29 protein-coding genes are annotated in these 26,309 nt (G+C 46.0%); 8 read left to right on the plus strand and 21 right to left on the minus strand.

The annotated features are described in order from the left end of the window. Positions 1–10: 10 nt before the first annotated feature. From P400_RS0100620 to P400_RS0100640, 6 genes are all read right to left on the minus strand, one after another. Positions 11–1,543 carry an alpha-glucosidase gene (locus P400_RS0100620; protein ID WP_026824416.1) on the minus strand — a complete coding sequence of 511 codons (1,533 nt, stop codon included), beginning with the start codon at positions 1,541–1,543 and terminating at the stop codon, positions 11–13. 35 nt (positions 1,544–1,578) lie between these two features. Next, positions 1,579–4,797: a GH36-type glycosyl hydrolase domain-containing protein gene (locus tag P400_RS14710; RefSeq protein ID WP_034770669.1), complete on the minus strand. Its 3,219-nt coding sequence runs from the start codon at positions 4,795–4,797 to the stop codon at positions 1,579–1,581. Next, entirely contained in the window at positions 4,794–6,947 is a 2,154-nt protein-coding gene (locus tag P400_RS0100630) for a glycoside hydrolase family 3 N-terminal domain-containing protein (RefSeq protein ID WP_026824417.1), read from the minus strand. The genes P400_RS14710 and P400_RS0100630 overlap by 4 nt, the downstream gene beginning before the upstream one ends. 193 nt (positions 6,948–7,140) lie before the next feature. Continuing rightward, positions 7,141–7,236 carry a hypothetical protein gene (locus tag P400_RS15880; RefSeq protein ID WP_353047770.1) on the minus strand — a complete coding sequence of 32 codons (96 nt, stop codon included), beginning with the start codon at positions 7,234–7,236 and terminating at the stop codon, positions 7,141–7,143. Continuing rightward, the gene (locus tag P400_RS0100635; protein WP_026824418.1) at positions 7,193–7,582 is read right to left on the minus strand and encodes a heme-binding protein; all 390 of its coding nucleotides are present in this window, start codon (positions 7,580–7,582) and stop codon (positions 7,193–7,195) included. The genes P400_RS15880 and P400_RS0100635 overlap by 44 nt, the downstream gene beginning before the upstream one ends. A gap of 52 nt (positions 7,583–7,634) precedes the next feature. Further along, entirely contained in the window at positions 7,635–8,675 is a 1,041-nt protein-coding gene (locus P400_RS0100640) for a flavin monoamine oxidase family protein (RefSeq protein WP_026824419.1), read from the minus strand. Positions 8,676–8,756: 81 nt separating this feature from the next. Here P400_RS0100640 and P400_RS0100645 point away from each other — a divergent pair, with 81 nt between their 5' ends. Beyond that, positions 8,757–9,041, plus strand: a complete 285-nt coding sequence (locus tag P400_RS0100645) for a hypothetical protein (RefSeq protein ID WP_026824420.1) — start codon at positions 8,757–8,759, stop codon at positions 9,039–9,041. Here P400_RS0100645 and P400_RS0100650 read toward each other — a convergent pair. Both P400_RS0100650 and P400_RS0100655 read right to left on the minus strand, forming a co-directional pair. Further along, on the minus strand, positions 9,038–9,781 hold the full coding sequence (locus P400_RS0100650; RefSeq protein ID WP_026824421.1) for a nucleotidyltransferase domain-containing protein: 744 nt from the start codon (positions 9,779–9,781) through the stop codon (positions 9,038–9,040). The genes P400_RS0100645 and P400_RS0100650 overlap by 4 nt on opposite strands. Continuing rightward, on the minus strand, positions 9,778–10,314 hold the full coding sequence (locus P400_RS0100655; protein WP_026824422.1) for a DUF3841 domain-containing protein: 537 nt from the start codon (positions 10,312–10,314) through the stop codon (positions 9,778–9,780). Before P400_RS0100655 ends, P400_RS0100650 begins: the two co-directional genes overlap by 4 nt. Before the next feature lie 129 nt (positions 10,315–10,443). Between P400_RS0100655 and P400_RS0100660 the strand changes: the two genes are divergently transcribed. Next, positions 10,444–10,668: a hypothetical protein gene (locus P400_RS0100660; RefSeq protein ID WP_026824423.1), complete on the plus strand. Its 225-nt coding sequence runs from the start codon at positions 10,444–10,446 to the stop codon at positions 10,666–10,668. A gap of 25 nt (positions 10,669–10,693) precedes the next feature. Here the strand turns inward: P400_RS0100660 and P400_RS15280 are convergent, their stop codons facing one another. Both P400_RS15280 and P400_RS0100670 read right to left on the minus strand, forming a co-directional pair. After that, the gene (locus P400_RS15280) at positions 10,694–11,329 is read right to left on the minus strand and encodes a DUF3841 domain-containing protein (RefSeq protein ID WP_051545914.1); all 636 of its coding nucleotides are present in this window, start codon (positions 11,327–11,329) and stop codon (positions 10,694–10,696) included. Positions 11,330–11,421: 92 nt separating this feature from the next. Then, positions 11,422–11,844 (minus strand): Lrp/AsnC family transcriptional regulator, encoded by a 423-nt coding sequence (locus P400_RS0100670; RefSeq protein ID WP_026824424.1) that lies wholly within the window; start codon positions 11,842–11,844, stop codon positions 11,422–11,424. Positions 11,845–11,989: 145 nt separating this feature from the next. Between P400_RS0100670 and P400_RS0100675 the strand changes: the two genes are divergently transcribed. Further along, positions 11,990–12,565 (plus strand): cysteine hydrolase family protein, encoded by a 576-nt coding sequence (locus tag P400_RS0100675; protein WP_026824425.1) that lies wholly within the window; start codon positions 11,990–11,992, stop codon positions 12,563–12,565. 19 nt (positions 12,566–12,584) lie between these two features. On the opposite strand, the gene P400_RS0100680 is transcribed toward P400_RS0100675, so the two are convergent. Further along, entirely contained in the window at positions 12,585–12,899 is a 315-nt protein-coding gene (locus P400_RS0100680; RefSeq protein ID WP_026824426.1) for a nucleotide pyrophosphohydrolase, read from the minus strand. Positions 12,900–12,914: 15 nt separating this feature from the next. Continuing rightward, positions 12,915–13,289, minus strand: coding sequence for a hypothetical protein (locus tag P400_RS0100685; protein ID WP_026824427.1), 375 nt, complete (start codon positions 13,287–13,289; stop codon positions 12,915–12,917). 136 nt (positions 13,290–13,425) lie between these two features. Here P400_RS0100685 and P400_RS0100690 point away from each other — a divergent pair, with 136 nt between their 5' ends. From P400_RS0100690 to P400_RS0100700, 3 genes are all read left to right on the plus strand, one after another. After that, on the plus strand, positions 13,426–14,406 hold the full coding sequence (locus tag P400_RS0100690; RefSeq protein WP_026824428.1) for a LytTR family transcriptional regulator DNA-binding domain-containing protein: 981 nt from the start codon (positions 13,426–13,428) through the stop codon (positions 14,404–14,406). A 130-nt stretch (positions 14,407–14,536) separates the two neighbouring features. Continuing rightward, on the plus strand, positions 14,537–15,385 hold the full coding sequence (locus P400_RS0100695; protein ID WP_026824429.1) for an ABC transporter ATP-binding protein: 849 nt from the start codon (positions 14,537–14,539) through the stop codon (positions 15,383–15,385). Continuing rightward, positions 15,382–16,089 (plus strand): ABC transporter permease, encoded by a 708-nt coding sequence (locus P400_RS0100700; protein WP_026824430.1) that lies wholly within the window; start codon positions 15,382–15,384, stop codon positions 16,087–16,089. Before P400_RS0100695 ends, P400_RS0100700 begins: the two co-directional genes overlap by 4 nt. Positions 16,090–16,131: 42 nt before the next feature. Here the strand turns inward: P400_RS0100700 and P400_RS0100705 are convergent, their stop codons facing one another. The 6 genes from P400_RS0100705 to P400_RS0100730 all read right to left on the minus strand — a co-directional run bounded on the left by P400_RS0100705 (position 16,132) and on the right by P400_RS0100730 (position 22,043). After that, on the minus strand, positions 16,132–16,653 hold the full coding sequence (locus P400_RS0100705; RefSeq protein WP_034770673.1) for a VOC family protein: 522 nt from the start codon (positions 16,651–16,653) through the stop codon (positions 16,132–16,134). After that, positions 16,637–17,605 (minus strand): Gfo/Idh/MocA family protein, encoded by a 969-nt coding sequence (locus P400_RS0100710; protein ID WP_026824432.1) that lies wholly within the window; start codon positions 17,603–17,605, stop codon positions 16,637–16,639. The genes P400_RS0100705 and P400_RS0100710 overlap by 17 nt, the downstream gene beginning before the upstream one ends. Continuing rightward, on the minus strand, positions 17,602–18,300 hold the full coding sequence (gene rpiA, locus P400_RS0100715; RefSeq protein ID WP_026824433.1) for a ribose 5-phosphate isomerase A: 699 nt from the start codon (positions 18,298–18,300) through the stop codon (positions 17,602–17,604). The genes P400_RS0100710 and rpiA overlap by 4 nt, the downstream gene beginning before the upstream one ends. Before the next feature lie 4 nt (positions 18,301–18,304). After that, on the minus strand, positions 18,305–19,252 hold the full coding sequence (locus tag P400_RS0100720) for a sugar-binding transcriptional regulator (RefSeq protein ID WP_026824434.1): 948 nt from the start codon (positions 19,250–19,252) through the stop codon (positions 18,305–18,307). A 151-nt stretch (positions 19,253–19,403) separates the two neighbouring features. Then, positions 19,404–19,826: a hypothetical protein gene (locus tag P400_RS0100725; protein ID WP_026824435.1), complete on the minus strand. Its 423-nt coding sequence runs from the start codon at positions 19,824–19,826 to the stop codon at positions 19,404–19,406. Positions 19,827–19,937: 111 nt separating this feature from the next. Beyond that, positions 19,938–22,043: a Piwi domain-containing protein gene (locus P400_RS0100730; protein WP_026824436.1), complete on the minus strand. Its 2,106-nt coding sequence runs from the start codon at positions 22,041–22,043 to the stop codon at positions 19,938–19,940. Between the two features lie 200 nt (positions 22,044–22,243). On the opposite strand from P400_RS0100730, the gene P400_RS15775 reads away from it, so the two are divergent. Both P400_RS15775 and P400_RS15780 read left to right on the plus strand, forming a co-directional pair. Continuing rightward, the gene (locus P400_RS15775) at positions 22,244–22,438 is read left to right on the plus strand and encodes a hypothetical protein (protein ID WP_235181811.1); all 195 of its coding nucleotides are present in this window, start codon (positions 22,244–22,246) and stop codon (positions 22,436–22,438) included. 6 nt (positions 22,439–22,444) lie between these two features. After that, positions 22,445–22,891 carry an ABC transporter permease gene (locus P400_RS15780; RefSeq protein ID WP_268745951.1) on the plus strand — a complete coding sequence of 149 codons (447 nt, stop codon included), beginning with the start codon at positions 22,445–22,447 and terminating at the stop codon, positions 22,889–22,891. Between the two features lie 470 nt (positions 22,892–23,361). Here P400_RS15780 and P400_RS14725 read toward each other — a convergent pair whose 3' ends face one another. Genes P400_RS14725 through P400_RS14730 form a run of 3 tightly spaced genes read right to left on the minus strand, consistent with a single transcriptional unit; the run spans position 23,362 to position 26,174 of the window. Beyond that, complete coding sequence (locus P400_RS14725; RefSeq protein ID WP_200868270.1) at positions 23,362–24,522, minus strand: ATP-binding protein; 1,161 nt, start codon at positions 24,520–24,522, stop codon at positions 23,362–23,364. Beyond that, a complete protein-coding gene (locus P400_RS15825; RefSeq protein ID WP_200868271.1) occupies positions 24,519–25,106 on the minus strand; it encodes a helicase HerA domain-containing protein in 588 nt (195 codons plus the stop codon). The genes P400_RS14725 and P400_RS15825 overlap by 4 nt, the downstream gene beginning before the upstream one ends. Continuing rightward, positions 25,107–26,174, minus strand: coding sequence for an SIR2 family protein (locus tag P400_RS14730; RefSeq protein ID WP_051545915.1), 1,068 nt, complete (start codon positions 26,172–26,174; stop codon positions 25,107–25,109). It abuts the gene before it with no gap. Positions 26,175–26,309: the final 135 nt, after the last annotated feature.

Genomic DNA, 26,309 nt, shown 5'->3' on the forward strand with positions numbered 1-26,309 from the left:
CTTCCTTCTGTCAAAAATTATAACATATGAACGCTTCATACGGCCGTAGCATTGGCGCCTCAACCTTCTCTGTCGAAACTAAACGTTCCCCGCAACCACTGGGTAGCGGTAGCGTATCTTGAGACAAATTTGCGACGACAAGGAGTGGGGGCTCTCCATCGATTATGCGGCGATACACATATAGCCGCTCCTCCGTCGGGACGAGTTCATAAGCTCCGTCTCGAAGCAGTCTATTTGTCCGGCGTAACGCAATCAATTCTCGGTACAGATGAAGCAGACTCGTTTCATCTGAACGCATCGTCGCGACGTCCCTGCCTGCTTCGTCGTGAGCTGATCGAAGCCACGGTATTCCCGTGCTGAACGAGTTCGTTCCTTCGTCCCATGCCATCGGAATTCGGGCATGGTCACGTCCTTTCATGCGAACAGCATCAAGCGTTCCACCCGTCCGCAAATAATTTAGCGTCTCGATATCTTGGTACTCCTCTGTCGCAATCGTACCGTTCGTCATCCCGATCTCTTCTCCTTGATACAAAAACGGGATTCCTTTCAACCCGTACAGGAGGACTGCGAGCATCTTCGCAGCCCGCTCGTCACCATCATACCACCGTGAAATGACACGCGGTTGATCATGATTGTTCCAGAACAGGCTATTGCGTCCTTCCACCGCAAACGCTCGTTGCCACGTATCGAGAGTGGTTTTCAGTCTCGACGGCTCGAACGGAGCAAGCTCCCATTTGCCTTGCCCTGCCTGCTCATCGAGAGCACACACTTCAAAATTGAAGACGACGTCGAGCGAACCGTCCCGTTGCAAAGTTAGAATTTCGTTCGGAGTCAACCCGCCCGCTTCCCCAACAAGCAACAAGGAAGAGGTGTCAACTTGCGCGACTAAATCTTTCAAGTAACGGCGCATCAACGGAAAGACAAGCCATTGCTTTCGATTGACGTCTTTACCAATTAAATCAATGACATCAAACCGAAAACCAGTCACCCCGCGCTCGACCCAAAATGCTAAGACTGCTGACATTTCCTTGCGTACTTGCTCATTCCCCCAATTCAAATCTGGTTGTTCCGGAGCGAATGCGTGGAAATAGTACTGACCCCGAATCGGTGAGTACGTCCACGTCCCACCCCCGAAGAACGATCTCCATTCATTCGGCGTATCACGCCAAATGTAGAAATCACTAAATTCTCCTTCCGGGTCACGTTCGGATTGAAGGAACCACTCATGCTGATGCGACGTGTGATTGGCGACGATGTCCATCATGATGCCGATTCCTCTGCCACGTGCTTCACGAATCAACTCGTTCATATCATCCATCGACCCGAACAGAGAATCGATTCGTGTATAGTCTGCGACGTCATAGCCGTTATCGTAACCGGGTGAGACGTAAACCGGATTCAACCAAATCATCTCTACCCCGAGCCAGCTTAAATAGTCGAGGCGACTGATCACTCCTTGTAAATCACCGACCCCGTCACCGTCGCTGTCTTGAAAACTCTTTGGATATACTTGATAGACTGTGCTCACTTTTTTTGCGTTCATATGGTCCTCCTATTAAGAAAAGGGTGACGAATTCGTCACCCCTTCACCGTAATCACTAACTCATTCTTTTCCTTGGCGTAGCGCAAAAATTCATCTTTTTCGACACGCTGTCCTGCTTCGCGGTATGGGTTCGTTAGAGTGTGACCGTTCAACTTCTGACCATTCAGCGTTATACTCGGCTCACCCGTACGGAACTGGACCATCGTCTCCGCACCGAACAGGCGGATTTTCACATATGTGTCCGCATCGACAATCGGATCGAATTCGACATGATTTGTCCCGAGACGAATCCCCAGGTAATTCGAGACGAGCTGGTTGAACCAGATTCCCGGTCCACTCGAATAAATGCGCCATCCTGCTTTCACGGGTACCGCTCCATCTTTCAAACGGTTGAACTGTGCCTCCGCCGTATAGCGGTCAGCGAAATCTCCATCCGAACTACTGAAGTAGGCATTTCGTTGTCTCGGTGCGGCATTTTTCACTTCATCCATCCGGACCGGGTTAATCATATTGAAGGCCGGGCGAATTTTCTCTCGAAGCCCCGCCTTCGCGAGCGCCTCGATGTAGCGAATATGAGCATGAACGTACTGCAGCCCAATCTCACGACCAAAGTTCGCGGCCTGTTCGGCCCGCATAAAGTGACGACTGACTCCGCCTTGGTACTCGGCAGGTCGGTTCATGAGACGGACTCCGTCCGGGAACGTCAAATGCGTGGCGATCAAATCAAAGTTACGTGTCATCTGGTCTTGGTCGACAAGTTCAGCGATGACACTGCGCGTCATTGGCAACAAGCGGTAGCGCATTGGCAGCGTTTCGTCGGACGGATGAAGCATCGCCTCGAAGCGTCCATCAACTTCTTTTAAGAATCCTGCGATAACCCCGTCTCGAATCATCTCGTCTGTGAACTGCTTCCGAATTGCTTGGCTCAACTCACCTAAACGATCTGCCAAATGTGACGCCGGCAACTGTTCGTGCAACTGACGGAACGTTTGGTACGTCAATGTGACCGTCCATGAACTGATGAGGTGACGTTTCAAATCCTCATCGGCTGGTTGGAGCGTGTCGTCCCAGTCTCCTCCACCGTAAGCCGAAAAGACAGAACCTTCGACAAAGTGATCTTCAATGAATCCAAGTGCTCGTTCCACGTGCGAATACAGTGAAGCTTCCGCTTCTGTCTTTCCATCACGATAGCGGAATGGAATTATTTCGTCTAGACACGTCACGTCCTCAGTTCGGGCTAAGTAATCCGACAATGCCTTGAGCGGCCAAACGATGACATCGCCATGACTATCCTCTTGTTGGATACCCTCATATTCATCGAACATGAACCATTGTGGCCAATCTCCGTCCTTAAATTGATGACTGAAAATCACGAGCAAGAGTTTTCGCGCCTCTTCAAAATGACCGGTCGCAAGCAAGAACTCCATCGGCCCTTGTGAAACGTCCCGCGTCCCCCAAGCGGCTCCACCATACTGCTCTAGACCGTGCGGTGATTGATAGTGTACCCGCATGTTTTGAACGTACCAAAACGCTTGAATATTCAACGCTTCGATGTCAGGTGTCTCACCTTCAAGCGTGAGTCCGTTCATATAGCTATCCATCCACGTCCGGTAAGCGTGTCGCTCCTGATTTTCATCAAGTCCGAACGGGACGTGAGTGGCCAGTCCAAGGTGCATCGTCACACGCTCACTCGGCTCAAAAGACATCCAGACGAGATCGTCCTCAAACAATCGGTCGAACCAATCTGACGTTTTGAGGAGCTCAAACGGCTGATTGCTTTCGATCGCGTACGCCAAATTAGGTCGTGTTCCGGCGCTGTCTGCCGTATTGTCCGCTTTGAATAGGAGCCGGTTGTCCATCTGCTCCATACGGAACGGAACGACGTACTCTTGCGTGTTCATCGCGACCTGGTGGCTCATGACGATCCGTCGCGATTGCGACGATTCGACGGTCGTCTTGATAACAGGAGCATCTGAGGCGATAACTGTACGGACGATAATCGTCTCCCCGTCTAACTCGTAGCGCCATACGGCCTCGTTCAGACGCATCTCGAACAGACTCGGCATCGTCAGCAAACGGTATGCCCCGTTCATCTCGACATAGATGCGTTGCCCTGACGTTTTCGGGACATTGAGTGGATTACGGACGTTGGTCGTCCATTTGTTGAAGTTTGTGTTGCCGTAAACGATATGCGAGTTAAAGACACCGTTCATGAATACGGTCGTCGCGAGCTTCGACTCGTCCGGCATCAGACTCCCAGCGTTCAATAAGATGTTCCCGTGACTTCGCTCAACGAGAGGCTCTTTCGCCGCTAAGACGACGTGCGAACCCTCTTCGGTGAAGAATGACATGAGCTGTCCACCCTCTATCTCTTCGAGTCGTCGCACCGGGTAGAGGCGCTCGATTTCGCTCATCGCGAGCCCGCCACCGCTGATTGGTTGGAACGATTGGTGAAGTCGCGGGCGCGGACGTACTGTTTGATCGACAGGCGTGCCCGCTTCGATTGTTGTGAAATGCTTGATTGAATTCTCTGTCAGCTCTTCAGGATGATCTTGAACGAATGATAATTCGAATGTGATTTCTCGTTCCGTCCCCATGTCTAACGTCTCTGTACGAAGTGTCGGCAAAGCGAACTCATATTGATAGACACGGGAAGGCAACGCATTGTCTAGTCCTGCGGCCCGCCCGGTCAATTTATACGATGTACCATATACATCAAAACCATCCGTCGCATATTCTGCGATAGTTCGGGACGACGTCATTCGAATCGCCGGGAACCCGGTCGACTGCTTTTGATTTTGGCGCGCCATCAGCGCCGTATCCGTCTTCATATAGTCGATATACTGGGCCATGTAAGCCTCATTCGTGCGAACACCACCTTCATCAGCAAGCCCGAGATCTTGGACGTACGTGACGTCGAATTGACCTGTCCCTTCGAATGTAGCGTCAAAGCGAACGCCGTGGTCACTGATTGTCCCTCGTACTTCATATGCGAACTCCGGATAGTGTCCTGACCAAACGATTTCCTGACCAGAGGCCGCGAAATCACTAGGTGAATGCAATCCCAGCAACGGTCGGGCAACTCCGCCCTCATGTCGGACATAAAGGTTTGCCATCGAGCCGTCAAATGGATGATGGATTAACTGATTGACCATGATCGGTCCGGTTTTAAATTGGCGGATGTCTCCCATCGGAGTGAGCGAAAGGCTCACGTCTCCGCATGTTAGTGTTGTCTGTTCGGTTAATACATTCACGTCGTACACCTCGTTTTTGTTTTTAGTTCAAAAGATTTTGCCAATACGTCACGGCTGTTCGGGCCCACAAAAAGCGTAAACGTTCCCTGATCAGCGTCAAACGAACCGTTCGGCTGAAGATAGCGGAGCATATTTCCTTCAACGGTGAACGTTACCGTCACGGATTCGCCGGCTTTGAGGGTCACTTTCTCGTACCCTTTCAATTGTTTGACCGGCCGTGAGACTTTGGCTATGTTGTCTTGGATATACCATTGGACAATTTCTTCTGCCGTCGTCGCCCCATCATTTCGAATGACGACAGTCGCCTCGACGATGCCGCCTGTTTTGTCTTTGACGATGAAATCGTTGTAGCTAAACGTTGTGTATGTCATACCATATCCGAAAGGGAAAAGCGGCTCGTTCGGTGCGTCGAGATATTTGCTCGTGTAGCGTGGGTCAGCGTGTTCGATGTCTGACGGACGCCCTGTCCGCAACGCGTCGTAGCGGATCGGTACTTGTCCGATGTTATAAGGAAACGACATCGTCAGTTTCCCCGACGGACTGACTTGCCCGTACAATAAGTTCACAAGCGCCGAACCAGCTTCAGTTCCCGGATACCAGGCCTCAAGCACCGCATCCGAATGTTCAACGACGTCGCGCAAATCGAGCGGACGGCCATTGAACAAAATCGTCACGACTGGTTTCCCGAGTGACTTTAGACGCTTAAGCCCTTCGCGCTGTGTCTTCGGAAGACGAATGTCCGTACGGCTGCCGGCTTCACCGCTCATCCACGAGGCTTCGCCAAGCGCCAGGATGACGACATCCGACTGTTCTGCGATGCGGCAAGCCTCCGTCCAATCAATTTCTTTTTCGACGGTCGATCCTTCCGCAAACACATAAGGAATTTCAGCCCGGTCAAATGCCTGCCGCAACGTCACGGCTTCTTCTCTTTTCCCATATCCGTCCCACGGACCAAGCACGTCGTTTGAGTCGGCGAACGGTCCGATGAGCGCGATGCGTTGCTTTTGTAACGGAAGGACACCATCATTTTTCAAAAGGACCGCACTCTTTTCTGCCAGACGACGCGCCTGGTCTCGATGCCCATCTGAAAGGTGGAGCGTTGTCTCTTTCGCTTGATCAATCCCCCGGTAAGGGTTGTCGAATAAACCTAATTCTTTTTTTAGCTTCAAAATCCGCAAGACCGCCTCATCCAGTAAAGCCTCATCGACCCCATCTGCAAGCACCGCTTCCAGATGATTCGTGTATGCGCCCGACATCATATCAATATCAACGCCAGCTCGGAGTGCGAGTTCACCCGCATCCTTCAGCGTCTCGGCGACGCCATGATGGATGAGTTCTTTGATTGCAGTCCAGTCCGAGATCAATACACCTTCAAAGCCCCAGTCACTGCGGAGGATATCCCGCATTAGATATTCACTAGCCGTGGCCGGAACACCATGGACGACATTGAAACTCGTCATTACCATCTTCGCCCCCTCTTCAAGGGCTCGTTTATAGGCCGGCAAATGGAACTCACGCAGCTCGCGGTCAGATACATCGACCGTATTGTAGTCGCGTCCTCCTTCCGGCGCGCCATACGCCGCGAAGTGCTTGACGCAGGCAGCCAGCGTATCATCTCTCGTCAAATCGTCCGACTGATAACCACGGACGAATGCCGCCGCCATCTCACCGTTCAACCACACGTCTTCTCCGCTCGATTCCATGACACGCCCCCATCGTGGGTCGCGTGACAAGTCAGCCATAGGAGAGAACGTGACGTGTAGACCGGAAACAGTCGCTTCAACGGAAGAAGTGCGTGCCATTTGTTCAATTTCGTTGAGATCCCACGAACAGGCCATCGCGAGCGGGACCGGGAAAATCGTCCGGTGTCCGTGAATGATGTCCGCCATGAACAAGAGCGGGATGCCGAGTCGATTATGTCGCAAGTAACTTTCCTGCAACTTTTGCGCTTGTTTAGCGTTGCTGATTCCGATGACCGATCCGATGTTCCACCTATTCTCGTCGGTGATGCCGTCTTCTTTCAACAACTCCGCAATCGGTCCGGTGATCACATCTTGCTCATCATCCGAAAAAATGGATGGCAGTGTCTGAACAAGCTGTCCCACCTTTTCAGCTACTGTCATCTCCTGCACTAATTGTGTCGCTCTCATTCCATCCCGCCTTTAACTTTTATTTGTTAATCGAAACGTTTCACCTGTGTATACCAAAATTATAAGCGCTTACAAAAAGAGATGCAATGGTTTATCGAAACGTTTCTATAAAAATGTACTTATATTTTCCATCCAATAAGAAAAAACGACTTAAAATCAAATTGTTCTTGATTTTAAGTCGTTTTTTCTTCATTTAATTTTGACACTGTCGATAACGTTCCATGCCTCTAACCGCATACTTATGATCAATCTCCAGTGCTAAGCCTGCGACTGACACCGTACCAATCATCCCGACACCGTTCACGCGGATCGGAAGCGTTCCTCGCTGGTAACAGTGAATCTGTATCGTGTGAGAGACCCGACTCTTCAAAACGCTTTGCGATGAAGTGCGAGCTAAGTTGATAGTGGTCCGTCACCCGTTTCTTCCGAAACAACCACATGTAATTCTCTTCTGGCGTTCCTTCCATCAAATACGTGAAGACCGGGATACGGTTCTTTTCGATATGAACAGCGACGTTCACCCCGTCCTCTTTCTCCAAGTCGATGATCGTTTGACCGAGTTGAAGTGCCTCTTCGTGACCGAGCGTCAAAAGTGTTAATTGTTCCTCTTGTGCTTGAAGTTGTGTTGTATTCATCATGATCTTTCCTTATACGAAACAAACCCGTCACACAGGGTGACAGGCTCGATTAATCTTCTATGTTGAATTGCTTTACAACCCGCTCCGCTGACCGCAACGCCCCTTCGATATGTCCCCCGAATTGCGCATCCGTCTCCGAACCAATCAAATGGAGACAGTCTCCGAGCTCGATTGGACCGTAAGCCGGGAATGCCGTGAGCGGCATGAGGTCGTCAGATGTCGCTGTCTCTGATTCTGTCGACCAATCCATATAGTGAAATCGCAAGAAGTGATTCGCTTTCGGACCATATAACTTCTCCAGTTGCTCGATGACACGCGTCTTCACTTGTCCTCCCCCCAGCGCTTCTCGTTCTCCCGGTGACAGACGGAAGAATCCGAACAGCGCACCTTGACCGTCCATTGGCGAGGCGTCATGAATCTCTTGAAGCGGACCGACCCAACTCATCCCAAAGCCAGACAGACCTTCTTCTCGCCAGAACGGTGTTTCGTATACGATGAGCGCCTTCGCCTGGGATGCCATCCACGTTGGAGTCGTCTTAAGTGCATTTCGTGTTGAAGCTGACAATTCAGGATGGATTGTCAGCTTGGCAACAAGGCGTGGAGGAAGTGCAAGAATCACGTCGTCCGTGTGATGCACCGAACCATTTTGGAACGTCAATTGAACTCGGTCGGACTGTCGATCAATGGACGTGAGGCGATGCCCTAGCCGAACGATGTCATCGGGCAACTTCGCATAAAGCGCTTCTACCAGACTCATCATCCCGCCGACTAAACGTTTCGATTGAACGATGCTTTCCTCTGGCAACACATGTCGTTCCGGTGCGGTCGTCGTCTGTCGTTCGAGCACCATCTCCCCTGTCGTATGTTGAACGAACGACTCGAGTCCGAGTGTAGCCACGAGTTCCGAGATTGTCCTCTCCGTATCTGGCCAATACCATGTCGGTCCGAGGTCATAGCCGTCCTTCGTGAAGATGCGTCCGCCGACTCGATCACGTGCCTCGAAGATTGTGACGTTATATCCTTTTTGGTGAAGTTGAGTCGCGGCGTAGAGCCCGCTGATACCAGCTCCGATGATGGCAATTGATTTCATGTAAATTCTCCTTTGTCGTACGTCTCTCCTCGATTATACTGAGTTAGATGGCTTTACATATGCAAGAAAGGACGACATCAATTGAAAAATATGTTCTATTATCTATTCTTCCCTTATATCGTATTGATGCGCATTTTGTACCGTTTTATTCAAACTAAGGGTCGGATGACAGTGGCGATGTGTCTCGTTTCATATCCCGTATGGTCTCTATTTTTATTCGACCTCATTCAATGGCCGACCGCAGTCGAATTTGTCATCATTATGTACGTATCAAGCGCTCTATATGTCCCTCATTTTTTCTTTGACACAGATGTGAAGCGAAGACGACCGAACGGGTACATCCCAATTGCAGAACGGCATCGTTAAGTCCAATCTATTTCATTCAAATAGTCTAGAAGCTGTTGATTTGTCATGTCATCTTGTCTCAACAGCGCTTCCCCTTGCTCTACTCGCAGATCTTCCGGGAAATAGAGTTTTAGAATCGCCAAGCACATTTCTACAGTCGATGCAAAACTCTCGTCCTTCACGTTGATCGTCAAATACCAACCTCGGATGACGCGCTTCACGATGGAACGTTTCTCTAGATGAGATATCTTTCCATGAAGCAATTTAGACTTGGCTGTTTCAATCGTGGAAACCAAATCCTGATTTAACGCCTCACTCACACGAGCATCCGGCTTCATGAGCGGGAATTGAGTCGAGACATCTTCCCCGTAAACACACGCACAGAGATGTCTTAGCCAAAAGCCCCATTCAAAATGGTTCGCTGAATCCAGTGCCACATCCAGACGACCGATATCGTAGTCGATTTTGATGACTTCCGGATGTTCCGTTAGTAATTGCTCCGTCTGCTCCACCAATTCTGTGGCATCGATGTCCTCATGCACGAGCACCGTCAAATCGAGATCGGATTGCCCAGCAACGGCCGTCCCGCGCCCGATACTTCCGTAAAGGTATATGCTATGTAGCTGTTCACCGAATGCTTCTTTCACCAGTTCGATTGCTTTATAGAGGACGGTTTCAAACTCAGGCTGTATATGACGGATGGACGTCTGGTTGATGACGTAACCAGCATCGTCCGTTCCAAGTCGAGTCGGCTTGTTCATGACACACCTTGTTCGACGAACGATTGGACACCGAGCACCTGGTGAAGATGAATCTGGTCGACAATATAGTAATATTTCGTATTCGTTTCGGGATATTCCTCAACGATTGCTTCGCACCATTCACGGTCGAACATCTTCTCCCACGATGTACGCAGTTCTTCCTCGTTCTCTGCCTCACGGTCTTCAAAAGAAAGGAACCATCGATTTAAGGCGAACACCCAATATCCTGCTTCCAGTTCTAACACGGCCTCATCGGGTAGCTCGACGGTCAAGACGACACCCGGCTCCCCAACCTTTAAAAAACCACCACGCGCGACGTTGGGTGGGGTATCACTAAGCCAAACAAGATCGTTCCCATTTAGTAATCGTTTCATGCGCTGCTCATATTGGTCAGCCAGCCAGTCATAGGCAGGTCGATGATTGGCATCATCCTGATCTTTAAGCATGCCGTAGTTCGGGTTGCCAAATAAAAAGCCATTTCGCTTAGCGGCTTCCCATGCATCTGCGTGCTGATATGTATAATAGATTGCCATTCCATCGACTCCTTTCAACTCTCTCTATTCAGTGTACCGAGAATAAAGGGTACAATGCCAGTGCCACTCTTTCGCTTTGGATGGATTTGGAAGTATAATGAGATGTATACGTAAAAGGAGGAAGCGCTCGTGAATATCATCATTAGTTCATTATTTGCAAGCCTTGCATTTTTCTTACCGATTATCGCTATCGTGTTCGGAATTGTATGGCTTGTCAAAGTAGTCAATCGATTTGAAAAGCGCGCAGAAGAGAAACTTGAATTGGAACGTCAAAACAATGAACAATTTCAGGTATTAATTGACCGTCTTGATCGAATCGAACAACAATTAGATCTAAATACAAAACGCAGCTGACTCACGTTAGCTACGTTTCGTCTAATCACACTTTCCATTCAAACGACTTTGAACGAATGAGGCCGAGCTTATATCCGATACGCCACCCCATCCCTCTTACTCGGTCCAATAAACTGTCTCCCCGACCGACGAATGGCATGACAGCACGAACTTGGGTCAAATCAATTCGGTGAACGACGTGTTGATACACCAATTCAACATTTGGTTGGTCCGCGACGGACGCTTCGCACCATACTTTGTCAAATATACGTTCCCACGATTGTCGCACGAACAGTTCATCCGGTTCGTCTTCTCGATCATACTCTTCTAACGTCTCATATAATGGAAAGTTACTTAGCACATGATGCCAATACGTAAACTCGGAAGCCAACACCTCTTCGTCTGGTAGTTCAACGGTCAACACCACACCTTGATTCCCTTTGCCAATATGTCCATCTCGTCCCAAGTCGGGGAACTCGTCCCAACACCAAATCGGATAGTTTCCGTTCAATGAGATTCCAATTCGTTTCTCATACTGTTCGACCATCCAATCATAGGGTGCTTTAAAATCTTCAACCCCTTCTTCCATGAATAGTGCGTGTTCGCCGTTTGCTTCAAGATACCCTTTCTTCAAAGCTTGTTGCCAAGCCCCTTCTCGTTGATGTGTATAGTAGATACCCATAACTTTTCAACCCTTTCACCATTCTTCTTCTTCTTCTGCTAGTTTATAAAATTTACGCAGAAACACTACGGCAAAAAAATAACCAGGTCATATTATACGATAGGTCGGAATGACACAGGCGAAGAAAGGTTGATGAGCGATGAGGGACGGCCGTATTCCATCGATTCGTCGATGAACGTCTCTAGCGTGCGTACATTCTCCGTTACCACTTTGACGAGGTAACTATACTGGCCGGCTAAGCGATGACACTCGATGACAGTCGGCTGTTGACGACAAAATTCACGGAACGCCTCACACCGATGTGTGTCATAAAGAATAAAGGCAGTCATATGCTTGTCCATCTTTTCGGGATTTACGATGGCCCGGTATCCTGTAATGACTTTACGGTCTTCAAGTCGCTTTACCCGTTCGGTCGCAGCGGGCGTAGATAATCCAATCTGTCGTCCTAATTCGGTCATCGAAATCCGGGCTTGTTGTTGCATCAATTCAAGAATATGGCGGTCTATTTCATCCATTTGTCATTCACCTTTCAAAAATAAAGTGAAACGGTACATAATCCGTTCTTTCTTAAGTCATTCGCTGAAACTTCCGTCAAACCTCTATGTATCTGTATTCCTCCGTTGCATACACTTGAAGTAACCAATTCAAGGGGGAATCAACATGCAAACACCGGTCATTCCATTACTCATCATCGATGTCCAACAAGCCTTTCATGATCCAAGCTGGGGAAACCGCAACAATCCACAATGTGAAGAGAATATCGCGCGGTTGATTGAAGCGTGGGAAACTCAAAATCAACCAATCATCTACGTCCAACATGTCACGAACGTTCCAACCTCACTCTTCTATTTCAAAAAAGACGGTCATTTGTTCCAAGACTTCATCCAACCTCGTGAACAAGATGTCATCCTGACGAAACAGGTGAATAGCGCCTTCATCGGAACGGACCTACAGGAACGACTTGAAGCACTTGGTGCGACACAGATGGTCATCACCGGATTGATCACGAACCATTGTGTCGAGACGACCGCACGGATGGCGGGAAACTTAGGATTCAATCCAATCGTCGTCTCCGATGCGACGGCAACATTCGACCGTCAATCGATCAGCGGGACATGGATCCCCGCAGCGGTCATCCATGATGTGTCGCTCGCTAGTTTGAATGAAGAATTTGCATCGATTCAAACGACAAATGAGGTCATGAAAGATGTGTTACAAAAAGAAGTACAGTCCTGATGGATTGTACTTCTTTACTTTATGCGTTCGACTGAGGACTCGGATACTTCACTGCGTTTTTCACGAGCTTGTCTTCAATCGCCTTTGACACATCGATGCCAGCAGCGTGAGCGAATGTCAACGCGTAAATCAACACGTCAGCAAGCTCCTCTTCCATCTCCGTCTTTTTCGTCTCAAGCGCTTCTTCACTCGACACCCATTGGAATACCTCAAGGAGCTCACTCGCCTCGAGCGACAGGGAAAGTGCCAAGTCCTTCGGGTTATGATGAAACGCCCAATCACGCTCATTTCTGAATCTAATGACCTCATCCATTAATCGTTGTACTTCATTCATACATGCACGTCCTCACTATTTATATTTAATCATGTTACCCACAGTAAAAACTCCACGTTTTACATACTCTTGAATCAATCGAACGGAAACCTCTTCTGATAACTCCTCTAATTCAAGCACTAGTTTCAATTCTTCATGAAATGAAGCGAACGTCGGTATTTTGTTTTCAAACTTATACGCCTTCTCGAGTCGAATCAGAAAAAATGAAACATCATGTCTCTTTCCGACTGGTAGGTCATGTTTTAATAAGACGTACTCTAATTCAGTTTTCACCTGATTATGTAGTATTGAATCTTGCTCAATCACTCGAAATAGAAGGGATTGAAGCATTTCAACTTGAGATTCTAACTCGAACATGCGTGTTTGCATCTCTTCGAATTGCTTATCCATTAAATAGAGTCACTTCCCTTCACTAATTCGTCATGCATCCTATTTTACCAAAAGATGTAACTTCCATGTGTAATCATCTTCCTCTTAAGCCCTTCTCTGTAAAATGTTATACTCCAACTAAAAAGGGAGGGATTCGATGCTTACTTTCCAAAACGTCTCGGTTCGCCAACAAGACACACTCATTCTCGAAAACATTTCATTTACGATTCAACCAGGTGAGTTGGCGGCTATCCACTGTGGCGTCATTTCCCGAGAAATAATCTTCGGTCTCATCAGTCAGGAGATTACGACATTTACCGGGAACATCGACCACGCTTCAACGCTGTCCCTCTTCTCCATCCGGGACGGTTTATACGACCGACTCACCATCGAGGAGTATTTACGCTTCACCAAGCGTCTTTATGATTCATCCGAATCAGTCGACTCGGTGATGCAACAGCTCCAACTCACAACTTATCGTAAGCAACGCCTTCACCGTCTCAACCGTTCCCTTGTCAGACGCACGCAGTATGCCGCGCTGCTTCTCCAGAATCGCGAGCTGTATGTGTTTGAAGAACCGGACCAAGACGTGGACCAAGAGACACACCACCTTTTACGCGATACGTTACAGACATTGACGTCGAGACAAAAAGCCGTCCTCGTGTTGACGAGCAATATGGAGAGTGCGCTCTTCATGACATCGACCGTTTATCGGATCGACCATCGTCACTTACGCCAATTAGACGTGGAACCAGAAGAAACGGATGAGACAGACATCTCATCTGAGGTCATCCACGTCCGTTTCGAGAAGATTCCGACGAAAGTGAACGAAAAAATCATCTTACTCGATCCCCCTGAAATCGACTTCATCGAAAGTCAAGATGGCCAATCGATTTTACATAGTCAATCGGATCAGTTCCCGAGTGTCTTCACGATGAACGAGCTCGAGACGCGTTTGACTCCGTACGGTTTCTTCCGTTGCCATCGGTCATATCTCGTGAACTTACAACGTGTCCGCGAAGTCATCACTTATACGAAAAATAGCTTCAGTCTCGTCTTGGATGATTCAGAGAAGACAATGATTCCGTTATCCAAGACAAAAATGGCGGAATTGAAGACGATGATGGGGCTCAAATAGTCTCCATTCATAGTTCCATTCGCTTCGTTCACCTCCTGATAAGCGCCGTTTATCGCCATTTGAATGCGGTCCCCCTTTATTCCTTATACGATAGAGGCAAGCAAGATGACATCGACAAGGAGGAACGGGAATGGAACCAATCATTCAAGTGAACGGGTTGAAGAAATTGTTCGGAAACGAGGAAGCGTTACATGATGTGACGTTTACAGTTGGAAAAGGAGAAGTGTTCGGCTTCTTGGGACCGAGTGGTTCAGGAAAGACGACGACGATTAAAATTTTGACGTCACAGCTCGCACAGACGGCTGGCGATGCCACTGTCTTCGGTGTACCGGTCGCTGACTTAAAACAAGAACAGTACCGCAAGCGCATCGGCGTGTTGACGGACAATAGTGGTCTCTATACACGACTTTCTATAGAAGAGAACCTGAGCTTATATTGTGACCTCTATGATGAACCGAAGACTCGGATCGATGAGGTATTGAACATGGTCAACCTCAGCGGGGAACGGAAAAAGCGCATCGACAAACTCTCTAGAGGGATGTTGCAACGGGTGACGCTCGCACGCGCCCTTCTTCATGAGCCGGAACTCCTGTTTCTGGATGAACCGACATCGGCTCTCGATCCGGTCAACTCTCGACATATCTATAAAGGGATTGAGAGGTTGAAGGCTAACGGGACGACCATCTTTTTAACGACACACGATATGCAGGAAGCCGAAGAGCTGTGTGACCGTGTCGCTTTCTTACATCAAGGGTCGATTCAACTGCTCGATGCACCGAACGTATTGCGCAGGAAATATGCGACGGGATCGATGCTTGTCGAATTGAACAACGGTCAGGCGCATGAAGTGACGCAAACCGACGAAGGCGCGGACTGGCTTCATAAACAGATGCGTGCAAAAAATATTGCGTCGATCCACTCCAACGAGCCGACACTCGGCGACATCTTTATCGAAGTGACAGGGAGGAAATTATCATGACTTTTTCAATGAAACGCGCACACGCCATTTTCCAGAAAGACTATAAGGATTTGTCTCGAAACTTGTTCGTCTCATCGACCTTGATCATGCCACTCTTCTTCGCCGTCTTCTATTCGCGAATCGGTGATGGTGGCGTCGATATCACGTACTTCGTCATCAACATCACGTTCAGTCTCGTCGCCATCTTCGTACAGTGCGCGTTGATTGCCGAAGAGAAAGAGAAGAACACGCTCCGCGGGCTCATGCTGTCCCCGGCGAGCACGCTCGACATCTTGCTCGGAAAGAGCGCTCTCACATTCGTGACGACGATGATCCTCATCGTAGCCTCGTCATTTTTTATGGATTATGCCCCGCAAAATCTGGCTGTGATTGCCCTCGCGCTCATCGTCTCGACATTCTTTTATATCGGGATTGGAACGATGTTCGGCTTGATGACGAAGACGGTCATGGAAGCTTCACTGATTGTCATGTTGCCGTTCTTTTTCTTCTCGTTCTCACCGATGTTGTTGCCACTACAAGACCGTTTCGCCATCATCGGAGTGCTCGAGTATTTACCGAACGTGCTCTTGATTGATGTGGCCCACCAAGTGGAAGACGGTGCGAAATTCGGTGCAGTCGGGCTAGAGCTTGGGTTGCTCACTGCGTGGGCGCTTGCCGCATTCGCCGGTAGCGTTGTGATGTATAACCGAAAACAGACGGACTGAAAAAAGAATCGCCTGAGAACGGGCGATTCTTTTCGTATACACTCATTTATGTTCCGCCGGTGTCCAACGCTCCTGTTCACTCGACGCAGGGTAATCAATTCCATCCGGATAGGCAATCAGCTCGATGAGCGATCCCCATGGTGCCTTCCCATATACACCTTGGTTATTCCCGTTATCTTCGACGCCGGCTAACGGGTGGGGTTTCGACAACAACTGTCCACCCGCACGTTCAAAGCGCTGAGCTGCCTCTTGCATATCATCCACATAAATCGCGAAATGATGTAAACCGTACGATGAGATTCCTGTCGGTTCGGTTTCATTTACTCGCGCGACTTGAAACAATTCGATAGACGGTCCTGATTTGATTTGAAGCAGTCGCATATGGATGATTTGTTGTCCGTCTGGTAAGTCCAGTTGCTGCTCCGCCTCTTTCCCTTCCATCGGTTCGTCTTCTGGACGTTGCACGTCATAACAAATCTCAGCGTCGAACGCGTCCTTCAAAAAAGTAGTTGCCTCCTCAATAGAAGGCACCGTCATGCCGATGTGATCAATTCCTCTGTTCATGATGAGTCCCCTTCCATTGTTGACGGATCCGATCCATCCACGTCATCACATCCCGTGAATAAAGTCGCGTCTCGTCAGCTTCACCAGAAATGACACGATGCACCGCGTCAATTTCATAGCGTAATGCCTGCTCCGTCTCCCCAAGCTGAACGGTCTCAACCGAGCCATCTTTCGTGTACGTGATGGTCGCCTCCGTTGCACGAGGAAACGAATTGACGGTAATGTACCCGTCTTCTCCAGCGACTACTCCTTGCTTCGGTAACTTTGTACGCATCGCAAGGGTAATGTTCACCATTTGATTTGAGCCTGTTCGAAGGATGGTACTTGATTGTTCATCGACCCCGGTCTTATATGGTTTCATCGTCGTCAACACTTCCACTACTTCTTCGTCCAAGAAATTTCGAGCGAACGATAAGGCGTACGTCCCGATATCGAGCATCGCACCCCCAGCCAATTCCGGATTGAAGAAACGGTTGGACGGATCATCTTCTTTATAACTGCCAAACGTCACATGAATCATATTGACTCGTCCGATTGCACCTGCCTGAACACGCCGTCTCAACTCTTCAAATAGCGGCATATGATAAATCGTCATCGCTTCGAGCACAACTACCCCTTGATCATCAGCCAGACGTTGAATGTTCTCGAGCTCTTCACTGTTTAGTGTGATGGCTTTTTCGCAAAGGACATGCTTTCCATGTGCGATGGCTTGTTCCATCATCGAATAGTGAAGATGATGAGGCGTCGCCACATAGACGATGTCGATGTCAGGTGAAGATAACATCTCATCTAACGTTTGATAGACCTTTTTTACACTATATTTTTGCGCAAATTGTTCGGCTTTTTCTACATCTCGTCCCCACACTCCGTAGGCAATACCATCTGATTGCGCGAGTGCTTGAGCGAATTCTGTCGCAATCGTACCTGGTCCAATGATTCCCCATTGCTTCATTTCCCTTCCCCCGTTTCTGTTGAATAGACGACTGTATCGCGATGATCGTGATGCGATGCAACAATGACGTGCGTGACGACATCTGTGAACAAGGACGTATCAACCACGCCACGTACTTGAGATAACTGGTGGTTCACCTCAATTGGATCTTCAGACGGGTGGACGACCACATCGAGTAATCGGTTTCCGTTCACGGTCACCAAGGCCCCGTCACTGTTCAAACTTTGACGAACTTGTAGAGATATTACCCATGGGAGTTCTCGGACTTTCTCGCTCACATAGGTGAATGCTTGTGGAAGAACTTCTAAGACAATTGGATGATCAAACGTCAATCGTTCAACAAATTTAGAGTCATCTACTAGTAATACATATCGCTTCGCCATCGTCGCGATGAGTTTTTCTTCTGTATGAATCCCACCTCCGCTTTTTAAGGCGTGGTGTCGAGCATCGACTTGGTCACAACCGTCAAAGGCAAGGTCGATCATCGAGACATCCCCTGTCTCGACAACCCGAATTCCTTTTTCCAAACAAGCGCGTCGTGTCACAAATGAAGGTGTCACGATAGTTACGTCCAGTTGATTCGCATGAATCCTATTGATGAGGTGTTGAATCGTACTGCCACCCCCAAGACCGATTGTCATCCCTGATTCAATCCAAGGGAGCGCGGCTTCCGCACACTTCTCTTTTACATCCATTTGTTCATTCTCCCTGTAACAGTTTTTGGGCCGTGCGATCGGTTGTCACGATGACATCAAGTAACTGATGCTCAGCGGCGACTCGAATCGCATCTACTTTCTCACTTCCATAGGCTACCCCGATTTTAAGTGGGACCTTTGCGAGTTGTTGATGCTCGATATGGACCGTCCTGTCTGATAAGGACGTCGTCATGAGTTCCCCGTTTTGATTATAAAAATTCGAACAAATATCTCCCACAATTTGTAGGTCGTTCATTTCTTCGGTAAACGTTTGGCCATAGAAAGCCAACCAGTTGGATTCCTGGTTCAGTTGGGCCGAACCGATTCCAAAGAGGGCGATGTTCATCCGCCCCCACAGCTCCACGACTTCTTGAGCATGTGTTGATTGCGTCAATGCTTGTTTGATGGCGGCATCCGGTAAAATTGCAGGAACATCGATTAGTTTCGAACGTCCACGCCATTTTCGTGAGGCGTCATACGCTAACGTGTTCGCATGGAAACGACTTTCGAGTTTTCCGTCCGGTCCACCGATGAGTGGCACACATTGGATACTTGAATACACTTCTTTCGGTTTGAGTGCTTCCACGACGGAAGCGAGTGCTGTCCCCCAAGAAAATCCAATCACATCGTTGTCGGTCACCACCGACTCGACATATGTTGCGCACGCTTCCCCCATACGCTGTAACGTTTCTTCACGTTGTTCTGATTTTTCGGGTACAAGGATGACATGTTTTAGACCAAACCGCTCTTTCAGTTGGACTGCCACGTCAATTGATTGAAAGCGATCATAATCGATTTGAAATTTCACAATCCCTAATTCCCGAATGCGTTTTAACATGCGGCTGATGGTTGCCCGATTGACATCGAGCGTCTCCGCAATCTCGTGTTGTGTTTGATTCTGTTCGTAATACAAGTGCGCTACTTCATAAAGCCTTTTCAATTCTTCTGACATTCAGTCACACCCTTTTGCACAAATGTACAATTAAATGAACAATTGTGCAAATTAGGATATGCTTTACTTGATAAAACTGAAAAGAGCGACGAATTAACTCGTCGCTCCTGCTTTTCTTATATACTTCGTACTCCAATCAGACTTTCAAAAATCAGTCTTTTTTCGTCAGCAAATTAGTAAGTGTTTTTCTCACTTCTGGATTCTTTGCTAATGCTAATGCGGCACCACTGACTCCTGCTACAATCGATGCTCCCATCCATTTCTTGAACTCCGAATCTTTTTGAAATGACTTATCTACCATGCGTTCAATACGATCATTGAGTTTGTCTCTATTTTCATCCGATAGGTTGTCTTCTTTAAGTTGCTCAGCAAAGACCTCAATCGCTTTATCAATTGTACCGTACACTTTATCTTGCGATTTTGAACCGACTCCCCCCATGTTGCTAACGGCATTTATGACGTCTGGGGTATGCTTTAACATCATTTCATATTGTTTGAAAGGGATGTCATTCATATCCTGTTCATCTCCCATAAGCTGTTTTGCAGATTGAACAATTTCTCCTTTTTCACTCATCACTCTACCTCCTAGTATGATCTCAATTCAAAGTTACGGTACGCATCGGTCCCAATATTCGACAAGAGGCGATACTGAAAAAAACGGTATGATACCTTTCAATTTTACATGTTATACAAACGGCAATGCCTCTTCATGTTCTGTATTTGCATTGAGTAAGCCGCGATTATGGAACGTCGAACTTAAATCTGCATAATGCGTTGTGATTGGCAGTCTTGTTTTCAATAGCGAGTGGACGTGCATAAACGATAAGCGATAGACGTCCGTCAAAATAGCTTCAAACGGCAATGTGCTCGTCTGTTGAACCACTTTGAGAGGCTTAGCCATTCCGACACGCACATGAGGATTCGTCGAGAGGAGATAACCCATGCGCTCTTTTGTATAGCTGAGTCCCTGTGAAGTTTTCCACCCTTTTTCATGAATCGCCATCCGTCGATTCACATTTTTCAAAATTTCCACATAGTCGAATTGAATCTCACGCGGAGATAGAATTGAATCAATAAGAGTCAAATCTTCACGCCCAAATCCATCTCGATGGAACGTGATATGCTTCGGCGCATGTCCGTACTGTTCTTCAAATGCATGTAATGTATCATAGACAATTTCCCGCATCGTCTCAGAACTGATTTTCTCCCCCGCTTCACTTGTCGAGAGTGCTTTCTGCTTGATCATCGCCCCGTCTTTCCCAATGATTTGAATGATGCCTGCTGCATGTTTACCATTCTCATGACTTACGTCTAATCCGACAAAACAATCCGAATGGAGTGGCTCACCAAGAATCCAAGGTTGTAGACCTGCCTTCACGTAAATACCCAGTAGAATGTTGTATAGCGTGTCCTCAGAATTCAATACACGGTCATGTAACTCGACGCATTGCGTCACCACATCCTGTTTCCCGCCAAATTGCCTTTTGATGGCTTGATATGAATGTTGGAGCGATGCTTCCTCGGCAATGACAACGACGACACCCTCAAAGTGTTGAGGGATACTCTTCAGTTGGTATAGAACATCTTCTGTCTGCAACAAATCAGAAGGTAGTTTCTGGCTCAATCCTTTTGGTTTATGCGAGACATTGAGGGTCACCCCAAAGCGCTCAGAGGTAGTTTTTAGTTTATTGATAAACTCTAGGACTTGCAGTTTTTGATGATCTCGTAATTTCGGGTCGACAAAGAAACTGACGGTCGCCTCTCCTGTTTCATATACACCACTTTGCTTTAAGCCAGTTTTTGCATAACTCGTGGTCCTCCCTTTACCGAATCGGAGACGTGGCGAAGGCAACGTTTGAATTGAGTAACCAAGACGAGCTGCTCGTACATCTTGTCGCTCAAACTGAAGCATTGGGAGACGACCAATTAACGCGAGCGCTTCCGGCATAAGTTTCGACATGCGTGCGTCAGGTGACAATTTGATGATGCGACTGACTGCACCGAGATGTCTAGCTGGAATCGTCTCAAAGGAACAACTCTGTTTCAGTTGCTCAGGTAAGTAGATAAGGATCTGATTGTTTCGATCTTTGACGTGTACGACGAGAGCGTCTGGTGCTATGACTCGTTTCGGGTCTTTCTTTGCGAAATAATCAATGATCGAACACTTCATAATCGGGCTCACTTCATTCGCTCGGTATGGTGCGACCTCTACAAATTCGTACTCATACGATTTCGGGTGAGTCGAATCGATGACGCGCATCCCTGCAGATACGGATTTCGGATCACGCTTAATCTGCTGCAATAAGTTTTCACGGTATTCAAATTGATGAGTCAAATCGAATCCGAATACAATTTCAGCCGTCTCAGATACATTCACATTGAGATCTAATGCCGGATAAATGAGAAGCCCACTTGTAGACTTTGGATGCGCCTGTTTCGAGCGGAACTTTCCACGGTTCATCATGTAACTCGGATGAGCCAATCGCTCCAACTGTTTTTTCAACAGACGTTCAAGTAATGTTCGCTCGACATTCCGTGATGGACTGATCGGACGCGCTTCATATTGAAGAAACGTCTCGTCTCCCCATTGTTTGATTTCCTCAAATGAAGCAATGTATTGATCGAAAAACACCATCGGTTGAAAATTGTTCAATTTATTCAAGTGAAAAATCAACTTCCCACCCTGCGTATTTCGTGATGATGGATCTTTGAGCGGTACGGTATAGAGATGGAGTGTCACTTCCGTTGCTGTCGTTAACGCTCGCCATTCTGTTAAATAACATTGGTTCATCTTTAGCTCATCCTTCCCCGTTGTTCAATTCTTGCATCCACTATAACGGATTTCCTAATATTAGGTAGATAAAATAACGAATAGGGTTCAAATGAGAAGTTTACTTATGAGATAGAGATTCTCTAGGAAGATTTATGTGGAGTGTTATAAGGGCGGAAGCGGCTGAATTGAAGCAAAGAAAAGACGGGAGAAAAATTATCATGACATTTTCAAAGCGGGCATTCGCAATTTTTCAGAAAGACTATAAAGACTTGTCGCGTAACGTATTCGTCTCCTCGACGTTGATTATGCCGCTGTTCTTCGCCGTCTTCTATTTACAGCTCAGCGGAGGAGGCATCGACGTGACGTACTTCGTTATCAATATCACGTTCAGTCTCGTGGCGACGTTCATTTAGTGTGCCTTGATTGCCGAAGAGAAAGAGAAGAACATGCTCCGTGGGTTGATGTTGTCGTCGGCGAGCACGCTTGACATCTTGTTCGGGAAGAGTGCACTCACGTTCGTAACGACACTCGTTTTGATTGCAGCGTGCGCCTTCATCATGGGATACAGTCCGGCGAACCTGTTTGTTGTCTCACTCGCTTTAATCGTCTCGACGTTCTTTTATATCGGGATTGGGACGATTCTCGGATTGATGACGAAGACGGTCATGGAAGCTTCGCTCATCGTCATGCCGGCGTTTTTCTTCTTCTCGTTTTCTCCAATGTGGTCGGTGTACGAGGAACGGTTCGCCATCATCGGTTTGCTCGAGTACTTGCCGAACATCGTCTTAATCGACCTTGCTCATCAAATCGAGGCGGGAGCTGGACTCGCCTCTACATGGGTGGAGCTCGTTATTCTGTTGGCCTAGGTGCTCGTTGTGTTCGTTGGAAGTATAATGATGTATAACCGGAAACAGACGGATTGATTGAAACCAGGTGTCATCTTGACTTGAAAGACGACACCTGGTTTATCTTCAGTTGTTTTTATTAGGCTATAAAGTCTTCATCTTCATTACAGTCGGTCCAGTTACTTCGCTCTCATCGAGACGAAGAATCTGAACCAAATTTCATTCAGCATTCTTTTCTCACTGAGAATGACCTCAAAATAAGACTGTTAGTCCCCACTTTGATGTAGCCATTCTCGTAGCAGCCTTATTTATTTAAATTTTTAGACGTTTTTGATTTCCAAGAGTGTCCCTTCCAAAACGACTCGCCTCTTGATTTGGGAGTAAAAAAGCCTTCACAATGGAAGGCTCAGTGAAAAATATCCTGTTGTCTTTAAGTTGTTTGATTCAGAGTCTCATTTGAATAGCTGATAAACACAATTAGTGTTTTCTGTTCACACATCTACTCGTGACTGCGCTCTCATGTTTCTAATCGCTTTATTTAATTCTTCGGCTTGAGGCTCTAGCTTATTCCAAGCTTTCCAAAAATCGATAGTATTGCTATTCGGTTTTAAAATAGGTTCGGCTAATTTAATTCGGTTAGGCAATAAAATTGAGTCTCCTAGGACTAATGCCTCACCTACATCTAAAATTGGTAAGCAATCTGTTACTCCTTTTAAAGAGTCTGGAATTAAATTTTTTATGACACCTTGATCACGTTCATTTGTAAGGCGTAAAATAATGAAGTTATTACATTGACTCAAAATTGTTTTGCTGACGTCAGATGGTCTTTGACTTACGACAAAAAGAGAAACACCGTATTTGCGTCCTTCCTTTGCTATTCTTTCAAAATTAAATAGTGCTTGTTTTTGAACTGAGTCAGCATTATCTTTTACAGGTAGGTATAGATGGGCTTCATCGCACAGTAATGTAAACGGAGTTCTTTCAGTGCTGTCCATCCAAAACTGTACATCATAAAATATTCTAGCAAGCGTGCCTGTCACTACAGGTAATATATCAGAAGGCACTTCAGAAAAATCGATAATTTTTATACCCTTGCCACTTGAATTAATTGACAGCATTTTTGCAATAAAAGTGTTCAACCAACCATACTCATTACACTCTTCTTTAGGATTGTATAAAAATGAATATCTTTTATCCTCTACCTTAGTTTCTAAACGTGATATGAATCGCGTAAGTTTACCATTCCAATCACCTTTAACCGGTTTACTAGCCCCCGGTTTCATTTGAATATCATCTTGACGGAGAAGATCAATCAGCTCATTTATCGAGTATGGAATAGGAGAATCTACTGTAAAGGACTTCATTACCTCTTCGTCATTTTGCTTAAGTATACTAGCCAATTTCAAGTCTTTTAAATGCGATGTAAATCTAGAAGATTGGTTTGGAGCATTGTTGTCACTTCTATCTAGTACAGTGGAAAGAATTTCTTCTCTATTGAGTAACCAAAAAGGCAAATATATCAGTTGATTTTCAGCAATATCTAAATCTCCCGCACCTGCAATTTTGTAGCCTTCTGCAATTCTATTCTCTCCTTTTGTAAGTGAAGAATATTCTCCATGCATGTCAAAAACAATTATGTTTGGATATTTCAATTCGCTAGCTTTTCAAGAATAGTAGCCACGCACCAGCTTTTACCAGAACCCGTACTACCTAAAACGCTGACATGCCTTTGGAAAAGTTTATCCCCATCTAAAATAGCCTCTGAATTAGTATCATTTGCAAAATGTCCAATTTTTAGTTTTTGATTATCTTTAACCTTATCACCTAAATTATTCATAAATCTTTGTAAATTATCTCCATTAACTAAAAAACATTCACTGTCTATGCTTGGAAAGAGATCGACACCTCTTTTAAAAATATTTCGCTTAGTCCCATCCACACTTTTAAATGTTCCAATTAAACTTGCTTTAATTAAATCGTTTGTATTAAGTTCTACATCCTCATCTTCGTCTTCGTCTTCTGTAGTCATTATATCTAGTTGTGAACGTGTGACTTTTTCAACTAAACATATTAACAATTCATGTTCATAATTACCTCTTACTGCAATTATGTGCCCTATGCTCAACCTGCTCATAATTTGAGAATTATCAACACTTATAATTACATTAGATGTATCCACACTCATCACTTTCCCTATCAATACATCATCTGTAAAATTAAATACTTTAGTTACCATTTAAAATACCACCTCTGTCATAGTTTTGATATCCCATAAGTCTAGATCGTGTATTCTATAGATATTGTTTTTATATATAATCTCAGTTCCAATCTTAGAATCGGACTCCTGATAGTGATAACATGCAATCACATTCTCTTTATCCTTGATAAGGGATTGACTGCTTTCACTTAAAAACTTTGTAAGAATTAGTGTTGGAGTTCCTTCGCGTATTCTCTGTTTTAAGTGTGTCTCTAAATGTTCGTCATTAAAGCCATATCCTACTATTAAAAATTTCGAAGCTCTATCAATAACATTATTGGCTTTGTCTCTATGGGTATCAAAAGGTGTTTCATAGCCATTTCTAAATTTGTTTACTCCGGGTGTTATAATTAGCCGTTCTAATTCAAGATCAAAGGTTGAGTTTATTGGGTTTCCTTTGTAAAGATACCAATTTAAACAACCATGCGGCTTATAAATGGAAACCTTTTTGTTAAAAATCATTTTAGGAGGTTTTCTTGTATTATCAATTTTTTCGCAAAAACTCATTCTGCTTTTTTTAGAATCTAAACGTGCAATATATTTTCCATAAAATAAATTGTCAATGGGGATATTTTCTACTTCGCAAGCAATTTCAAGTAATCTATCGTAATTTGTGCATACTATTTTTAATCCTGCATCTGTAATATTAAATTTTTTTATTAGTGTAGAAAAACGTAATTCCTGTTCACCTTTAATCACTTTTTCAATTACTTTTTGTTCTTCTCTTTTTATGTAATCTGCAGTCACTTTTCTAATTATCGTCTCTACTTCTAAATCAGGCGGATATTTTAATAATGTTGCTTCTAAATTGGCATGTTCCTTGACACTACCATCTTGGTGGGTTAAATCTTCCTTAATTTTAAGCCATTGTTTATTATTTTGATCATTCAGTTGTTCAGGTACTTTTTCAACTAACTTTTCTGCTAGTTTCCACATGCCAGGTAAACCTTCTGCACATGACAATCCTGATCCAATTACCAAAACTGTATCAGCGCCAAAATATGACTGTATATCCCTAAACAAATTATCCTTTTCGGCTTCCTCCATTTAGTCCCCCCCTAACTTTCTGTTAAGTAAAGATTAAAAATATAGTTTATATAAATTGTAGGAAAATAAATTAAAGTCGATTGAACCTAGTGTATTAATTATATCATGGAGAAATTAACATTAAAAACCATTTCA

This window comes from Exiguobacterium marinum DSM 16307, assembly GCF_000620845.1.
Classification (GTDB): domain Bacteria; phylum Bacillota; class Bacilli; order Exiguobacteriales; family Exiguobacteriaceae; genus Exiguobacterium; species Exiguobacterium marinum.